A 16,511-nucleotide genomic window follows, 5' to 3' on the forward strand; every position below is an offset into this window, starting at 1 on the left:
TGGTGGTGCCTCCAGGAATCGAACCAGGGACACAAGGATTTTCAGTCCTTTGCTCTACCAACTGAGCTAAGGCACCAGTTGCTTGATTGCGGGTGCAAATATAAATTCAATTTTAATATTACCAAAACATTTGTGGAAAAAAAGCGTTTTGTAAATTAGCCGTTTTAAAAGATTTATATGAATTTAATAATTGATGTTGGAAATTCTCAAATCAAAGTGGCTGTTTTTAAGCAAGATGAGCTTGTGGATATGGAGACCATGCAGATAGATGCCTTGTTGAATCATGTAAAAAAAATTTTTAAAAAATTTGATAACATAGGTCATGTCATGGTTTCTAAGGTGGGCGATTTGCCAAATTCAGTCCTTGAATCCCTTAAGGTATATGCCCCAGTTATGATGTTATCTAGGTCATTGAAATTACCATTTAAGAATGATTATGGTTCTCCAGATACCCTAGGAGTGGATCGCATTGCTCTTATCGCCTCTGCTTCAGCCAACTATCCAAAGAAAAATTGCCTGGTTATAGATGCTGGGACCTGTATTACTTATGATTTTATAGATCAGCAAGGGCATTATAAAGGGGGAGCAATTGCACCAGGACTCAAAATGCGTTTTAAGGCAATGCATACGTTTACGGCGGGCTTACCCTTAGTGGATTCATTTGAACTTCGAGATTTCATCGGCACCAATACACAGGAGTGTATGATATCTGGTGTTGTCAATGGTACGGTACACGAAATTGATGCTGTAATTACTCAATATCAAAAAAAATTTAAAGATTTAACAGTTATTTTAACAGGAGGAGATAGTCATTTTTTGTCTAAAAGATTAAAAAGTAGCATATTTGCCCATCCTAATTTCCTCCTTAAGGGGGTAAATTGCATTTTAGAACTCAACAAACACTAATGATTAGAAAGATAATATTTGGCGCTGTACTATTTATTTGTAGTTACAGTTTTGCACAAGAGGGTAGTGTCTCTCCTTATTCATACTATGGAACTGGAGATTTACGATTCAAAGGAACAGCTGAAAATCGTTCCATGGGTGGAATTAGTGTTTACGCGGACAGTATTCATTTAAATTTAAATAATCCAGCCTCGCTTGGAAAATTACGATTAACCACATTTGGAGTTGGAGGTAATTATAATTCAGTGAGTTTAAAAACTGCTGAGCAGAAAGAATCAGCTTCAGACTTCACATTTGATTATATCGCCCTAGGTATTCCTCTTGGAAATAATTTAGGGATGAGCTTTGGATTACGACCCTATACTTCCGTTGGTTATCGAATTGAAGGTTTAGATGAAAGTGGGGAGCTATCAGAGTACAATAAATATGAAGGAGAAGGAGGGATCAACAAAGTACACTTCGCTTTGGGTTATGGTTTTTTGAGTAATTTCAGTATTGGTGCTTTAGCAAATTTTAATTTTGGAACCATCACCAATAAAACAGCTAGTTACTTAGATCAAATACAATATGGTACTTTGGTAGAGAATACCTCGGAATATAGTGGATTTGATTTTAAATTTTCCCTACATTACGAAGCTGAAATTCGAAAAAGTATTAATTTGCAATCCGCAATTGTGTATACGCCTGCCAATAAGATCACTTCAAGTAACTCGAGAAGTATCTCTGCGGTTTCAAGGAATGCATCGGGAAGTGAGATCCCAAGCTATACCGAAGAAATTGATTTAAGAGGGAATGGCTTACATTCAACCTATTTGCATTTGCCTGAATCATACAGTTTCGGTCTTGGAATTGGTAAAAAGTATACATGGTTTATTGGAGCTGAATATGAGATTAGCAAGACTAGTGAATTTCAAAATGATTTTATTTCAACAGCAAACGGATCTTATGAAGACGCGGAGCGATTCTCGGTTGGTGGATTCTGGGTGCCTGACTATGACTCCTTTACCAGCTATTGGAAGCGAGTTACTTATAGAGTTGGAATGCATAATGCAAGGACAGGTCTTATGGTAAATAATGTTCCTGTTCACGACTTTGGCATGTCTTTTGGTTTAGGTTTACCAGTAAGGAATTTTTCAAACCTAAATGTTGGTGTTGAATTTGGAAAAAGAGGAAGTACTTATCTAGGTAGAATCGAAGAAAATTATTTAAATGTTTTCATTAGTCTGTCCTTAAATGATCAGTGGTTCCAAAAGAATTTGATTAGATAATAAAATTAACACGTAAACCTATTAATATTAATTAAATGAAAAAGAACGTTTCTATATTATTTTGCGTTTTGGGAACCGCTTTATTTAGCGTAGTAGGTGCCCAAAATCCAGAATGCCCTCAGAACCTTTCTATTTTTGCAGAACATGCAAAAGTTAAAAATTATGATGCGGCATATGAACCTTGGAAGATGGTGTATGAGAATTGTCCAACGTTACATTGGGCAACGTATCACTATGGAGAGCGTATTTTGAAGCACAAGATTGAGAGTGATCCTGCGAATAAGGCAGAATACGTTAAAATGTTGACCGATTTATACGAGACGTCATTTAAGAACTTTCCAGATCGTTACAACGAAACAGGAAGTTTAATCGATAAGGCATTGTTACTTAATGACTATAAATTAGGTACAGATGAAGAGATTTACCAGGTATTAGATCAGGCATTTAAAAATAATCCTGAGGAGTTTAAAAATCCTAAGGCACTTTATTTGTACTTCTCTAAATTGGTAGATTTACATGATGCTGGTAAAAAAGAGTTACAAGAGGTATTTGATACCTATGATGATGTAACTGGAAAGATTGCTGAAGAAAACCAAGAAATCGGAGAAATTATTGTTAAGTACCTTGAAAAAGAAGAGGCAGGTACCCTAACCAGCAAAGAGGAAAAAACGCTAGCTGCCGTTAGACAAAACGGGGAGAATTATGAGAAAATTAGTAGTAGTATTGACGCTAAATTAGGGAAGTTAGCAGATTGTACTAATCTAATTCCACTTTACCAAAAGAATTTCGAAGCTCGCAAAGACGATGCTGATTGGTTAAAAAGTGCAGCAGGAAGAATGGATGCTAAAGGATGTGCCGGTGATCCATTATTCGTCAAATTGGTTGAAGCTCTTGATAAAATTGAGCCTTCTGCGAGTTCTAAATACTATCTTGGATCTCTATATGATGAGCAAGGAAACAGTACCAAAGCTCTTGATTTTTACGAGCAGTCAGTTGATTTAGAAACTGATCCGATCAAAAAAGCTAAAAAGCTTACAAATCTTGCTAGTAAAGCATCTCAAAAAGGCCGTAAATCTGCAGCTAGACAATATGCTAATGAAGCATTACAATTAAACCCAGCTGGTGGAACACCTTATTTAATTCTAGCAAGCTTATATGCCAATAGTGCCAATGAATGTGGAGAAACCGCCTTTGAAAAAAGAGCTATTTACTGGAAGGCTGCTCAAATGGCAAGAAGAGCTGGTCAGGTAGACCCTTCACTTAAGAGTAGAGCAGCTTCAGCTGCCGCAAGTTATGAAGGAAGAGCTCCAAGTAAATCTGACATCTTCAGTTCAGGTATGGCTGGTAAGACCATCCAGTTTAACTGTTGGGTCGGAGGAAGTGTCAAAGTACCAAGCCTTTAATGATCAAGTATAGTAAATATATAATATTTAACATTGTCACAGTCTTTGCTGTGACAATGTTTTTTTCATGTAAAGGGAATCTGAAAGAGGTTCAAAAAATCAATGCTATCAATAAAAACCCGATAGGGATTGCAGAGAACTATGTGCTGAAGTACACCGACTCTACTAGGCTGGTAGCGGTAGTTAGCGGGCCCCTCTATAAAGATTTTAGCAACCAGCAATTCCCCTACAGAGAATTTCCAAATGGTTTTCATGTGGATTTCTATGATGAGGATAACCAGAAAAGTTCCATAGAGGCTGATTATGGTATCATATACCTCGATACAGAGCTCATTGATATGCAGGGCAATGTAATTCTTCAAACTCACGATGGCAGGCAGCTACACTCAGATCAGTTGTACTGGGATCAACAGCACAATTGGGTTTTCACCGAGGGGAACTATTCCTTTATCAGTGAGGATCTAAATATCCAAGGTGTTGGAATAGATTTTAACAGGGATTTTAGTGTGGTTAATTCACACGGTAACACTGGTGATGCACTTTTTGAAGAGACTAAGGAAGAGTAGCTCCAAACCCTTGTTTTCCGATAATTTTATTTTTATCCATGGTTCAAGATATCTAAAGGACCTGCTATAGATAATTCTAATAATTGTCTAATTTGCAGCAGAAATTTTATGTATTTTTGGCTATTAATTTAAGTTTATGAGATATTTTAAGATTTTTGAAATAGCATATTTAGTTATTGCAATTTTGGCAACTATTGAGGCCGTGAGAATGTGGTCATTAGATCGGAGTAGGTCTTATATTATGGTTTTGTTTGCGGTTGTTTCCATAGGAATGTTTTTCTTTAGGAGATACTATCGCAAAAAGTTCGACAATAAAACTAAAAAATAGTTAATGTCCTTCACTATTGGAGTCATAATAGTATCACTGCTGTCGTGTGCTTTCTTTTTAGGTATGGAAGCGGCGTATCTTGCGGCTAATAAAATCCATGTTGAAATAGAAAAGAAGCAAGGCGGTTTAATGGCTAAAGTACTCACCAGGCTTACCCTAAAACCTTCTAAATTTATCGCTACTATGTTGGTGGGGTATTACTTTTCCTTGGTGGTGTATGCATACTTTTCTGCTAGCTTATTTACCCAATACTTTTATCCTGCCTATACTCACTTCTCACAGCTACCGATTGAAAACTTGCTGTTAATAGCAGCTTGTAATGGTCTAATTGCTGTTTTTTTAGCCAAATTATTACCAAAGATTCTTTTTCAGATTTACTCCAATACTCTACTAAAGGCATTTGCAATACCTGTGTATATTTGTTATGTAGTACTTAATTATCTCACCTCATTTATCACTTGGATATCCAAAATAATATCACGAGTGTTTTTTAAAATTAATAATGGTGAATTACAATATGCCTTTTCTAAGGTAGAATTAGGCGATTATATTTCAGAGCAAATGGACGCTGTTGATCAAGATCAAGAACTTGACTCTGAAATACAGCTTTTCCAGAATGCCCTGGAATTTTCTGAAGTAAAGGCTAGAGAAGTGATGGTGCCCCGTACAGAAATTACTGCAGTTGAATTACATGAGTCCCCTAAAGGATTAAGTAAGCTTTTTACAAGCACTGGATATTCTAAAATATTAGTTTATAAGGATACCATTGATGATATTGTTGGGTATGTTCATTCATTCGATCTATTTAAAAAGCCTAAGGGTATTAAAAATATTATGATGCCTGTGGAGTTTGTTCCAGAGACCATGCTGATCAGTGATGTGCTAGAAGTGCTCACTAAAAAACACAAAAGTATTGCGGTAGTGCTTGATGAATATGGTGGAACCTCAGGAATTATGACTGTAGAAGACATTGTAGAGGAACTTTTTGGTGAGATTGAAGATGAACATGATACGGTAGAATTACTTGAGGAAAAAATCTCTGATGGAGAGTATCGTTTATCGGCTCGCCTAGAAGTGGATTATATCAATGAAACCTATAAGCTCGGGCTGCCCGAATCGGAGCATTACGAGACCCTCGGGGGCATGATTGTTAGTCAACTGGAGGAGATCCCTGAAAAAGGCGCTGTAGTAGAATTCGACGGTTTTCAATATACTATAGTTGAAGTTAGTACCACTAAAATTGAAATAATCCATCTTAAAGTTTTAGATCAACAGTAAAATTCAGCAATAATTACAACTACGGGTTTTTATTATTCCAAAAAAGTGGTATTTTCGCCCCCTGTGAAATTATACAATAAACATAAGTAATAAATGGCAGTTCTAGAAAAAATAAGGAGTCGGTCGATATTTTTGATCTTGGTCATCGGTATGGCTTTGTTTGCATTTGTTATCTCTGGTGTCTTTACAAATAACGGAGGAACAGGGAAAACAACTGTGGGAGAGGTAAATGGAGAAAGCATATCTCGACAAGATTTTGCTTTCAAGGTGGATAACATGTCTAGAAGATATGGTGCTAACGCTACTACGCTTCAAGTGGTAAACCAAGTTTGGAACCAAGAAGTTAGAAACATCATATTAGAACAACAATTCGATGAATTAGGAATCAATATCGAAAAAGATCAAATTCTAAATGTAGTTAAAGCTAATCCAGGGATATCATCCAATCCAAATTTTCAAAATGAGGCTGGTGTGTTTGATGAAGGTAAATTCATTGAGTTTATTGCGGACATGAAGGCAAACAACCCGATGGGTTATGAGCAGTGGAAAATGCAGGAAGATGTCTTAATTAACGCATCTAAAGAACAGTCGTACTTCAATTTGATCAAAGCCGGAGTAGGGGCTACTTTGAAAGAAGGAGAACTTGCCTACCATTTGGAGAATGACAAGGTGGACATCAGATATGTTCAAATTCCTTATAGCACCATTGCTGATAGTGCGGTATCGGTAACAACTAAAGAAATTGAAGCGTATATTAAAAAGCATGAGAAAGAATATACCCAGGAAAGCTCTAGGGACATCCGATATGTGTTTTTCGAAGAAAAAGCTTCTGATGCTGATATCGCTGAAGTGGAATCTGCGCTTACAAAATTATTAGATCAGAGCGTTGAGTACAATCAAACTACTAAATCAAATGATACCATAGCTGGTTTTAGAACCACTACTAATATCGCTGATTTTGTAAACAGAAATTCGGATATAAAATACGATACTACCTATGTAACAAAAGCGCAGCTACCAACTGCCTATGCTGATACGCTTTACAATTTGAATGTAGGGGAAGTATTTGGACCATATAAAGATGGTGCGTATTACAAACTATCTCGAATGGTTGCTAAGAAAGAAGGTGGTTCTGTGAAAGCTAGCCATATCCTAATTTCTTATGATGGATCTGGTGCACAACCTAAAGAATCGAGAACTAAACAGCAGGCGGAATCACTTGCAAAAGATGTATTAGATCAAGTAAAAGCGGATCCTTCTTCGTTTGCTGCCTTAGCGCTTGAGTATTCGGAAGATCCAGGTTCTTCCACACGAGGGGGTACGTATGACAACATTCCTGAAGGACAAATGGTTCATGAATTCAACGATTATATTTTTAAAAATAAGATAGGTTCTATTGGATTGGTTGAAACGGATTTCGGATTCCATATCATCAAGGTTGACGATAAATATGACGTGGTTCAACTTGCAACCATTGCCAGAGAGCTCGAACCATCGGAGAAGACAATTAGTGATTTGTTTAATCAAACTACTACTTTTGAAATGACTGCAATGGAAGGAGATTTTCAAGAAATTGCTAAAGAAGGAAATTACACAGTACGACCTGTTAACAAAATAGACGCTTTGGATGAGAATATCCCTGGCCTTGGAAATCAGCGTACAATTGTACAATGGGCATTCAACCCTGACACCGAAGTTGGCGCAGTGAAGCGGTTTGGAACCACTAACGGATATGCAGTGGTTCAGTTAACTGGAAAGCGCAGCAAAGGATTAGCAACTGCAAAGGATGCTTCAGCGAGTGTCTTACCAATCTTAAGAAAACAAAAGAAAGCTGCCTTAATAATAGAGCAAAATAGCGGTAAGTCTTTAGAGGAATTAGCCAGTAGCAACGATGTCAATGTAAAAGCGGCTTCTGATTTAACTATGAAGAGCCCTAATATTTTAGGAGCTGGTAGAGAGCCTAAAGTTGTAGGGGTAGCTATGGGATTATCTCAGGGTGAGCAATCTAATTTAATCGAAGGCGAAAATGGGGTTTATATGTTAAGTGTTAGCAAAAAATCGATTGCACCATCATTGGATAATTATGCCACTTACGCCAATACACAAAAAACATTGAATCGAAATAGATCTACTTTCGCTGCTTATAATGCACTGGAAGAAATGGCGGAAATCGAAGATAATAGATCCGAAATCTATTAGGATAGTATTTGACTAAGCAAAAACAATTACCTATAATTAAAACACTCTTCGGAGTGTTTTTTTTGTCTAAGCTATGATTCAGCTAGGGCCTTGAAAGGATATTATATGACCATCTGGTGATAAGGGATAATAGTCGGGTAACCCATTTTTTGAAAATAGGTTTGCACATAGTCTTTATTTCCAGTGACTAGGATAAAATCACCTCCCCATGCTCCAAGACTCTTAATGGCTCCTTTATAATCGCTGAAAAGCTTTTCTTTAACAGGTATTAATTGTATGGCTGAGGCGATATAACTTTCGTGAAGTTTGATCAATTGCTCAAATTGCTCCAAGGTTGCCGCCTGTATAAATTCAGCAGTTAGTTGGCTTATTTGATTTACTAATGTGCTCTCTTTTCCTTTTAAAGCTTTGTAACGTTTAATACCCTCTCGACTGTTTTGTTTTTTGTTGAGATGAACAAAAAATAACGAATCCTTGAAGGGTGGATTAAACGCTATGAACTCAACTTTTGGTTGATTTGCTATGAGTTGATAGGTGAGAGGTCTATTGTTTTGGGCACAGGCGATATCATATCCACTACCGGAAAAACCGTTCCACAACAAAATATATGGGTTTACTCCAGCCCATGAAGCGATGTTTGTAATAAGGGTAGAGGAACTGCCAAGGCCCCAATTGGTTGGAAAATCTAGGTGCGTTTCTACACTATATCCTTGTTTGGGATTTAAAAATAATGGGTTTAATTTTTGCGCTTCCGTTAGAATTTTTGACAAAGTTTTCGCTTTTTCAAACCCTTGGTCGTGTGAGTCATTCAAAGGCAAAGGGCTAATTATACAAGGATTTGTAATATCTAATTGCACCTTAAACCAAACTTCTCCGGTGGACTGGTAGGCGATCCAATTGATTTGACCTAATTCACCTTGGGCAATCGATAAACTTTGTCCAAATTTGGACGGTAATGCCAAAGCCAATCCGCCATCGAGTACCGCATATTCTCCCGTAATTAAAATCTTTCCATTACTTCGGTACTTGTGCATCTTCTTTTTCTTTTAAGGTATTAAATTGCGCTATAACCTCTTTATGAGAAATCGTTTTGTTTTTAAAGTAAGATGTGAAATATGCTTTTTGCTCAGGAGTTGCTCCTAAATGATTTAGGATATTTAGTAAATGCATTTTCATATGTCCTTTTTGTATGCCCTCAGTGATTAAGGAACGGATAGCAGCAAAGTTTTGTGCTAGACCCGCAGTTGCGACAATTTGCATTAATTCCTCTGCACTAGGGTGGTTTAATATTTCTAAGGACAATTTAACTAAAGGATGCAGATTAGTGAGTCCACCTACAGTTCCTAAGGCTAGTGGTATTTCTAAACTAAAAGTAAAAACATCCCCCTGAATAGTCGCTTTGGATAGACTTTTATAGCTTCCATCTTTTGCAGCGTAGGCGTGGGCACCAGCTTCAATTGCACGAAAATCATTTCCAGTGGCTAGTACTACGGCATCGATACCGTTCATAATCCCTTTATTATGAGTTACCGCCCTGTGCGGTTCAATATTAGCAATCTCAACGGCGCGTACAAATTTTTGAGCAAAGTCCATTGGAGCCATATTCTTATCGCCATTCAATTCTTCGATCTTACAACTTACCGAGGCTCTAACCCTACAATTAGGGACGTAATTGGAAAGAATACTCATTACTATTTGTAGCTCTTTATCTTGGGAATCAAGTAAATCAGAATTCTTGAGTTCTGATTCAAAAGTTTTAGCAATGGTCTCAAGACAGGAATTGATGAAGTTCGCTCCCATGGCATCCTGAGTTTGAAAGGTACAATGTAATTGGTAATAATGTGGTAGATCCGAGGTTTTATCTCGAAGGGTAATGGAAGAGATTCCTCCATTGCGTTTTCGCATGTTTTCGGTAATCTGTAGTGTAGCCTCGAGGAGTTTTGGTTTTACCTCTTTGAAAAATTCTTTCAATTTATCCGAGCAGCCAGGGTATAGGAAGTGTACTTGACCGATCTTCTCTGTTCCAAGGATCTCAGCCTTAAACCCTCCTCGTTTCTGCCAATATTTGGCAGCATTACCAGCAGCGGCGACTACGGAACTTTCCTCAATAGCCATTGGAATCGTATGGTAGGTTCCATTGATTAGAAAATTAGGAGCGATACCTAAAGGTAGGTAGAAGTTCGATACGGTGTTCTCTATAAACTCATCATGTAGACGTTGCAATTTAGAATCACTATTCCAGTATTGTTTGAGTATTTCGATACCAGCCTCCTTGTCTTTAAAATGATGCGTTGCGAGCCAAGTTATCTTCTGTTCTTTTGTTAGTTTAGAAAATCCGTTCACCGATGTTGCCATGTACTTCTATGCTAAATTAAATAACAAAGATAAGGATTATCACTTTCAAGCCTAGCGCTATTTTAATGTCATCGCTGCTGAAATGGTATTAAATTAAAGCGTTACTTGGCTGGATCTGGTCAAGGGAACGGGAAGGTTTAACTAAAAATATTACACTATTTGTGAAATAATTAGTAAACTTGACGGCTTTTTAATTCATACATAACAATTTAATGAGAAGAAAATTTACGCTAATCCTACTGTTTGTTGGACTGTTTAACTTTATTGCAGCTCAAAATCAACAACTTACATTAGAGGAGATTTGGGGAGGTGCATTCCGAACCAAAGGAATGGATGCCTTGCACTCGATGCGCAATGGACAACAGTACACTATTTTAAACTACGATAGTGCCACTAAAATCACCACGGTAGACAAATATGATTATGAAACTTTGGAAAAAGTTGAAACCATTGTTTCATCTGCTGATTTGGATGCGATCAACCATTTTTCTTCTTACACTTTTAGTGAGGATGAATCTAAACTTATTTTGGCTACGGAAGTTGAACCCATATTTAGAAGATCAAGATTAGGCAAATATTATGTATATGATATCAAATCGAAGCAGTTAGATTTGATTTCTGAATGGAAAATTCAAGAACCTACGTTCTCTCCCGATGCCTCGAAGGTAGCATACGTTTTTGAGAACAATATTTATATCAAAGATCTTCAAAGTGGTGAGGTTACTCAAGTAACTACCGATGGAGTAAAGAATAAGATTATCAATGGTGTGACAGACTGGGTATATGAAGAAGAGTTTTCTTTTGTTAGAGCTTTTGATTGGAATAAGTCAGGGGAGTACCTTGCATATATTCGATTTGATGAAACCAATGTTCCTGAGTTTTCTATGGATGTCTACGGAGAAACCCTTTATCCCACACAACATGTGTTTAAGTACCCTAAAGCTGGCGAAGAGAATTCAAAAGTTAGTTTGCATACCTACAATTTAGAGACTTCTACAACTAAGACCGTTGATTTAAAAGATGCCTATTACATTCCAAGAATCCAATGGACGGAAGATGAGGATGTATTAAGTATTCAAGCCATCAATCGTCATCAGAATGATTTGAAGTTATATTTCCACAAAATCGATGGCCAAACGCAAATGGTATTAAATGAAACAGACGATGCTTATGTAGATATCACAGATAATCTAACATTTTTAGCGGACAATAGTTTCATTTGGACTAGTGAAAAGGACGGCTTCAACCATATCTATCATTACGATAAAAATGGTAAACTAGTGAATCAAATTACCAGTGGGCCATGGGAGGTCACCAGCTACTATGGATATGATAAGAATTCCAACAGGGTTTTTTATCAATCTGTTGAAAATGGAAGTATTAACCGCGATGTGTATTCTATTAGATTAAACGGGGAAGATAAAACGCGACTTTCGAATGAAACAGGGACAAACCGTGCCACCTTCAGCGCAGACTTTAGTTACTTTATCAATGCGTTCTCTAGCGCAACAACTCCTCCAAAATACACCTTAAACAATAGTAAGAACGGAAAGCTCATCAAAGAAATCGTTAACAATAACGACTTATTGGAAAAGTTAGCGAATTATCAGCTCTCACCAAAAGAATTCTCGACCATCGAGGTCAATGGGAATTCCCTTAATATGTGGATGATTAAACCTGCAGATTTCGACCCTAATAAGGAGTACCCGCTTTTTATGTCTCAATATTCAGGTCCTGGTTCTCAATCTGTATCTAATTCATGGATGGGTACCAATGATTACTGGTACCAGATGTTAGCGCAAAATGGATATGTAATTGTCTGTGTTGATGGTCGAGGTACAGGTTTTAAAGGAGCTGAATTTAAAAAAGTAACCTATAAAGAATTAGGAAAGTACGAAGTAGAAGATCAAATCGCCGCAGCTCGACAACTCGGTCAGCTACCATTCATTGATCATCAGAGAATCGGTATTTGGGGGTGGAGTTACGGTGGCTTTATGAGTACCAATTGTATTTTAAAAGGAAATGATGTATTTAGCCTAGCAATTGCAGTGGCACCTGTTACAAGCTGGCGTTTTTATGATACTGTTTATACAGAACGTTACATGCGGACTCCTCAGGAAAATGCAAGCGGTTATGATGATAACTCCCCACTTAATTACCCTGAACTTCTTAAAGGAGATTATTTATTGGTTCACGGTACGGCCGATGATAATGTTCATGTTCAAAATGCTATGCGCATGGCATCAGCGCTTATTCAGGCAAATAAGCAATTTGACTGGGCGATTTATCCAGATAAAAATCATGGAATATACGGCGGTGCTACCCGCTTACAGCTTTATACTAAGATGACAAATTTTATTTATGAAAATTTAGGAAATAAAGAAAATCAAAACCAACCTACCACAAAAAAATAACTAATACTTAAAAACTCTAGTTTAATGGCAGTAATTGCAGATAAACCTGAAAAGGAAGAACTATTTGGCCATCCAAAGGGATTGTACATTCTTTTTTTCACCGAATTATGGGAACGTTTTTCCTACTATGGAATGCGTGCTCTATTCACGCTTTTTTTAGTTGCAGAAACCACATCAGAAAACGCTGGTTTTGGTTGGACAAACGATGATGCCTTAGCGCTTTATGGCTGGTATACTATGTTAGTATATGTGTCCTCCATACCAGGAGGATGGATTGCCGATCGGTTTTTAGGGCAAAAGAAAACAGTAATGTTAGGGGGGATACTCCTATGTATAGGACATACCGTACTAGCACTTAACTCAGAGGTTTCCTTTTACATTGGTTGTTTATTTATCATTTTAGGAGTAGGAGGGTTAAAACCAAACATCTCATCCATGGTTGGTGGGTTGTATAAACCAAAGGATGAACGAAGAGACTTAGGTTTCTATATTTTCTATATGGGGATCAATATTGGAGGGTTTCTTGCCCCGATCTTATGTGGGTATATCGGTGAGCAAATTAACTGGCATTATGGATTTGGTCTTGCGGCTATTGGAATGTTTGTTGGTCAGATTGTTTACATCTGGGGTCAAAAATATCTAAAGGATGTTGGAAATCTCATCTCAAAGAACAATGAAAAGGATAGAGAAATACTGAACCGTCCTTTAACGAGAATTGAAAAGGACAGAGTCAAAGTATTGTTGATTTCCTTTTTGTTGATCATTTTGTTTTGGGCCGCCTTTGAACAGGCTGGGGGGTTAATGAATCTCTATGCTAAACAAAAAACGGATCGTGACTTCTTTGGTCTATTTACAGTACCTGCTTCGGTGTTTCAATCTGTGAATTCCTTTTTTATAATCATACTAGCTACCACTGTTGGTACTTTCTGGCTTCGATGGCGTAAAAAAGGAAATGAAGCATCATCCTTATTTAAAATAGCAATAGGAATCATCATTATGGCCTTAGGGTTTGGATTTATGAGTATAGCAGCCAAAGAGGCGGAAGCTACAGGGTCGTCAGCTATGTACTGGTTGATCTTGGCTTATTTATTCCATACTATCGGAGAGCTTTGTTCTTCTCCAGTTTCCCTGTCCTTTATTACAAAATTAGCTCCACTAAAGTATGCCTCTGTCATTATGGGACTTTATTGGGCAGCCACTGGACTGGGTAATAAAATTGCTGGAATGATTGGACAAAGTGCACAGAACCTTGGAGAGTTTGAGATTTTCTTAGGTATAACCATCATATGGTCCCTTATTGGACTATTAGTAATTTTACTATTAAAACCACTAAAAAGACTCACACATGGAGCAGAGGATGACGAAGGAAATGCAGATGGTGTAGCGGGTGAGGTGATTGAGCCAGTAACCAATAGAGGTTAATATTAAATTAGGTATACCACTTGTTTTAAAAAAGTTAAGAGCTTAACTCATTTTAAACGGATTCTTCTTTTAATTAAATTTAAAAATTATGGATTTAACTTTATGGATCTTAACGATCGGTTGGGTGTTTGTGCTACTGTGGGTTCCCTTTATTATATACACTAACAGAAAAACACACCCCAAAGCATTATTTATTTTATTCTTTGCTGAAATGTGGGAGCGTTTCTCCTATTATGGAATGCGCGCTTTACTAGTGCTGTATATGACCAAGGTGATGTTTATTGATCTGGCATCAAGTGCGGCCGAGGTGAAGTCTTATGCCATTTACGGTTCTTACACCGCTATGGTTTATCTTTTCCCAGTAATAGGTGGACTTGTTGCTGATAAATTTCTTGGATTTAGAAAGACCATCTTATGGGGTGGACTCTTAATGATGCTTGGACATTTCGCTTTAGGTGTTCAAGGAATTGAAGGTATGGAAGGAAATATGCCGATGTTCTTTGGTGCACTGGGACTTATTATTGTCGGTAATGGTTTTTTTAAGCCAAATATTAGTTCTTTCCTAGGGAAGTTCTACGAAACAGATGATCCGAGAAAAGATGGTGCGTTTTCCATTTTCTATATGGGCGTAAATATTGGTGCTTTCCTAGCGATGCTGACCTGTGGATATGTAGGGCAGAACATCAACTGGCATTATGGGTTTGGATTAGCTGGTATCGGAATGTTAATTGGACTGATTGTCTTTTGGGCTTTTGCAAGCGCGTTTGGTGATAAAGGCTATGCTCCTGAGGAAGTTACATTAGGCCAAAGAAAGATCTTTGGTGCAAAACCTAGTTGGGTAATTATGGTATTGTCCCTAGTGGCAGTTCCAATTTGTGCTTTAATGCTCAATTTGTCAGATCTCATGTCGACCTTGTTACTAGTGATCTCAATAGGTATCATCGGATATTTAATTGTGCAAGCATTACGAAGTGATGATAAGGCAGAGGGACAAAGAATTTTAGTTGTAATCGTTTTGTTTTTCTTCCATTCGGTCTTTTGGGCCTTGTTTGAACAAGCGGGTGGTTCTATAACTATTTTTACTGAAAAGAACATTGACCGTACTGTATTGGGATCGGAATTACCTTCTTCGATTTTCCAAAGTTTTAATTCCTTATATATAATGTTGCTAGCCCCACTATTCTCCTTTATTTGGATACGATTGAATAGAGCTGGTAAAGAACCTAGTACACCAATGAAGTTTGTATTGGGATTAGTTCAGCTAGCTTTAGGTTATGCAGTTATTGTGATAGGTGCAAAATACTTTGTCGATGATCAAGGACTGGTGTCTATCGTGTTCTTGGCCCTTATGTATTTCTTCCATACCACGGGTGAACTCTCCTTATCTCCAGTAGGGTTATCAATGGTAACGAAGTTGTCTCCAGGAAAAATTGTTGGATTTGTTATGGGTGCTTGGTTTTTATCCATTGCTGTTGGTAATAAGATGGCTGGTTTTATTGGTACCCTTACAGCCTCCGATGCACCTGCGGAGGATGCCTCAGTAGCCGACACCCTTACAGCCTATACACAAACATACTTAGTTTGGGGCGTATTAGTGGTGCTAGGGGCGGCAGCTCTTTTACTTGTTATGGTGCCTACATTACGTAAATGGATGAACGGTATTCATTAGAAGTAGCTATCTAATCGTATTAAACTATATAAAACACCCTCTGTTTAGAAAAGTTCAGAGGGTGTTCTATTGAGTACTGTTGCTCTAAATTTCATTTTATTTTGATTTATTTTTGGTTGTAACGACTTGGTATTTAGGGGCATTAAAAATAACTGCAAAATAAAGCCAAAAAAGATTTGGAATAGAGTAAAAATAGTTTCTATATTTGCACCCGCTTTCAGGGACAATCTTGATGGTTTCGGGAAGCGGAAAGTTCTTTAACAGAGGGTGATTTAGGGGGTGAGTAGGAGCGTTGAAAAAGGCTTCAAATTTTTTTTTTTCAAAAAAGCTTGCCGATTAAAATTAAAAGTTTTACTTTTGCACCCGCTTTGAAAACGAAAGTTTATCAAGGCTTATTAAGAAAGAGAAGACAAGTTCATTGACATATTGTTGACAGCATGATTTTTGGACTGGATATTGGGATTTTGGTTTCATATTCAGGACAGAATCAACCTAGTAAGAAATTAAGTAAAATCATTTTTGAGTAAGATCACTTTGGTATTGTATTTTAAGGCATCAAGTTATTAAGAGACAACAATGAAGAGTTTGATCCTGGCTCAGGATGAACGCTAGCGGCAGGCCTAACACATGCAAGTCGAGGGGTATAGAGTAGCTTGCTACTTTAGAGACCGGCGCACGGGTGAGTAACGCGTATGCAACCTAC

11 protein-coding genes, 1 tRNA gene and 1 rRNA gene are annotated in these 16,511 nt (G+C 37.5%); 10 read left to right on the forward strand and 3 right to left on the reverse strand.

Going from position 1 to position 16,511, the window contains the following annotated elements; genetic code table 11:
• Positions 1–76: transfer RNA gene (locus VKY50_RS02085), tRNA-Phe, on the reverse strand.
• Positions 77–177: 101 nt separating this feature from the next.
• Here VKY50_RS02085 and VKY50_RS02090 point away from each other — a divergent pair.
• The 6 genes from VKY50_RS02090 to VKY50_RS02115 all read left to right on the forward strand — a co-directional run bounded on the left by VKY50_RS02090 (position 178) and on the right by VKY50_RS02115 (position 7,948).
• A complete protein-coding gene (locus VKY50_RS02090; protein WP_324298352.1) occupies positions 178–906 on the forward strand; it encodes a type III pantothenate kinase in 729 nt (242 codons plus the stop codon).
• Positions 906–2,174, forward strand: coding sequence for a BamG family beta-barrel-assembly machinery protein (gene bamG / locus VKY50_RS02095; RefSeq protein ID WP_324298354.1), 1,269 nt, complete (start codon positions 906–908; stop codon positions 2,172–2,174). Before VKY50_RS02090 ends, bamG begins: the two co-directional genes overlap by 1 nt.
• A 35-nt stretch (positions 2,175–2,209) precedes the next feature.
• The gene (locus VKY50_RS02100; RefSeq protein WP_324298356.1) at positions 2,210–3,577 is read left to right on the forward strand and encodes a tetratricopeptide repeat protein; all 1,368 of its coding nucleotides are present in this window, start codon (positions 2,210–2,212) and stop codon (positions 3,575–3,577) included.
• The gene (lptC, locus tag VKY50_RS02105; RefSeq protein WP_324298358.1) at positions 3,577–4,143 is read left to right on the forward strand and encodes an LPS export ABC transporter periplasmic protein LptC; all 567 of its coding nucleotides are present in this window, start codon (positions 3,577–3,579) and stop codon (positions 4,141–4,143) included. The genes VKY50_RS02100 and lptC overlap by 1 nt, the downstream gene beginning before the upstream one ends.
• A 331-nt stretch (positions 4,144–4,474) precedes the next feature.
• Complete coding sequence (locus VKY50_RS02110) at positions 4,475–5,749, forward strand: hemolysin family protein (RefSeq protein ID WP_324298360.1); 1,275 nt, start codon at positions 4,475–4,477, stop codon at positions 5,747–5,749.
• Between the two features lie 93 nt (positions 5,750–5,842).
• Complete coding sequence (locus VKY50_RS02115; RefSeq protein WP_324298362.1) at positions 5,843–7,948, forward strand: peptidylprolyl isomerase; 2,106 nt, start codon at positions 5,843–5,845, stop codon at positions 7,946–7,948.
• Between the two features lie 101 nt (positions 7,949–8,049).
• Here the strand turns inward: VKY50_RS02115 and VKY50_RS02120 are convergent, their stop codons facing one another.
• Together VKY50_RS02120 and VKY50_RS02125 are read right to left on the reverse strand one after the other, a co-directional pair.
• Positions 8,050–8,982, reverse strand: coding sequence for a GYDIA family GHMP kinase (locus tag VKY50_RS02120; protein WP_324298363.1), 933 nt, complete (start codon positions 8,980–8,982; stop codon positions 8,050–8,052).
• Positions 8,963–10,303, reverse strand: coding sequence for a hydroxymethylglutaryl-CoA reductase, degradative (locus VKY50_RS02125; RefSeq protein ID WP_324298365.1), 1,341 nt, complete (start codon positions 10,301–10,303; stop codon positions 8,963–8,965). The genes VKY50_RS02120 and VKY50_RS02125 overlap by 20 nt, the downstream gene beginning before the upstream one ends.
• Before the next feature lie 212 nt (positions 10,304–10,515).
• Between VKY50_RS02125 and VKY50_RS02130 the strand changes: the two genes are divergently transcribed.
• The 4 genes from VKY50_RS02130 to VKY50_RS02145 form a co-directional block, all read left to right on the forward strand.
• Positions 10,516–12,717, forward strand: coding sequence for a S9 family peptidase (locus VKY50_RS02130; protein WP_324298367.1), 2,202 nt, complete (start codon positions 10,516–10,518; stop codon positions 12,715–12,717).
• A gap of 24 nt (positions 12,718–12,741) precedes the next feature.
• On the forward strand, positions 12,742–14,139 hold the full coding sequence (locus VKY50_RS02135; RefSeq protein WP_324298370.1) for a peptide MFS transporter: 1,398 nt from the start codon (positions 12,742–12,744) through the stop codon (positions 14,137–14,139).
• Positions 14,140–14,227: 88 nt separating this feature from the next.
• Positions 14,228–15,808 carry a peptide MFS transporter gene (locus tag VKY50_RS02140; RefSeq protein ID WP_324298372.1) on the forward strand — a complete coding sequence of 527 codons (1,581 nt, stop codon included), beginning with the start codon at positions 14,228–14,230 and terminating at the stop codon, positions 15,806–15,808.
• A 573-nt stretch (positions 15,809–16,381) separates the two neighbouring features.
• Positions 16,382–16,511, forward strand: a 16S ribosomal RNA gene (locus tag VKY50_RS02145); the annotation flags it as partial.

This window comes from Galbibacter sp., assembly GCF_035306585.1.
Classification (GTDB): domain Bacteria; phylum Bacteroidota; class Bacteroidia; order Flavobacteriales; family Flavobacteriaceae; genus Galbibacter.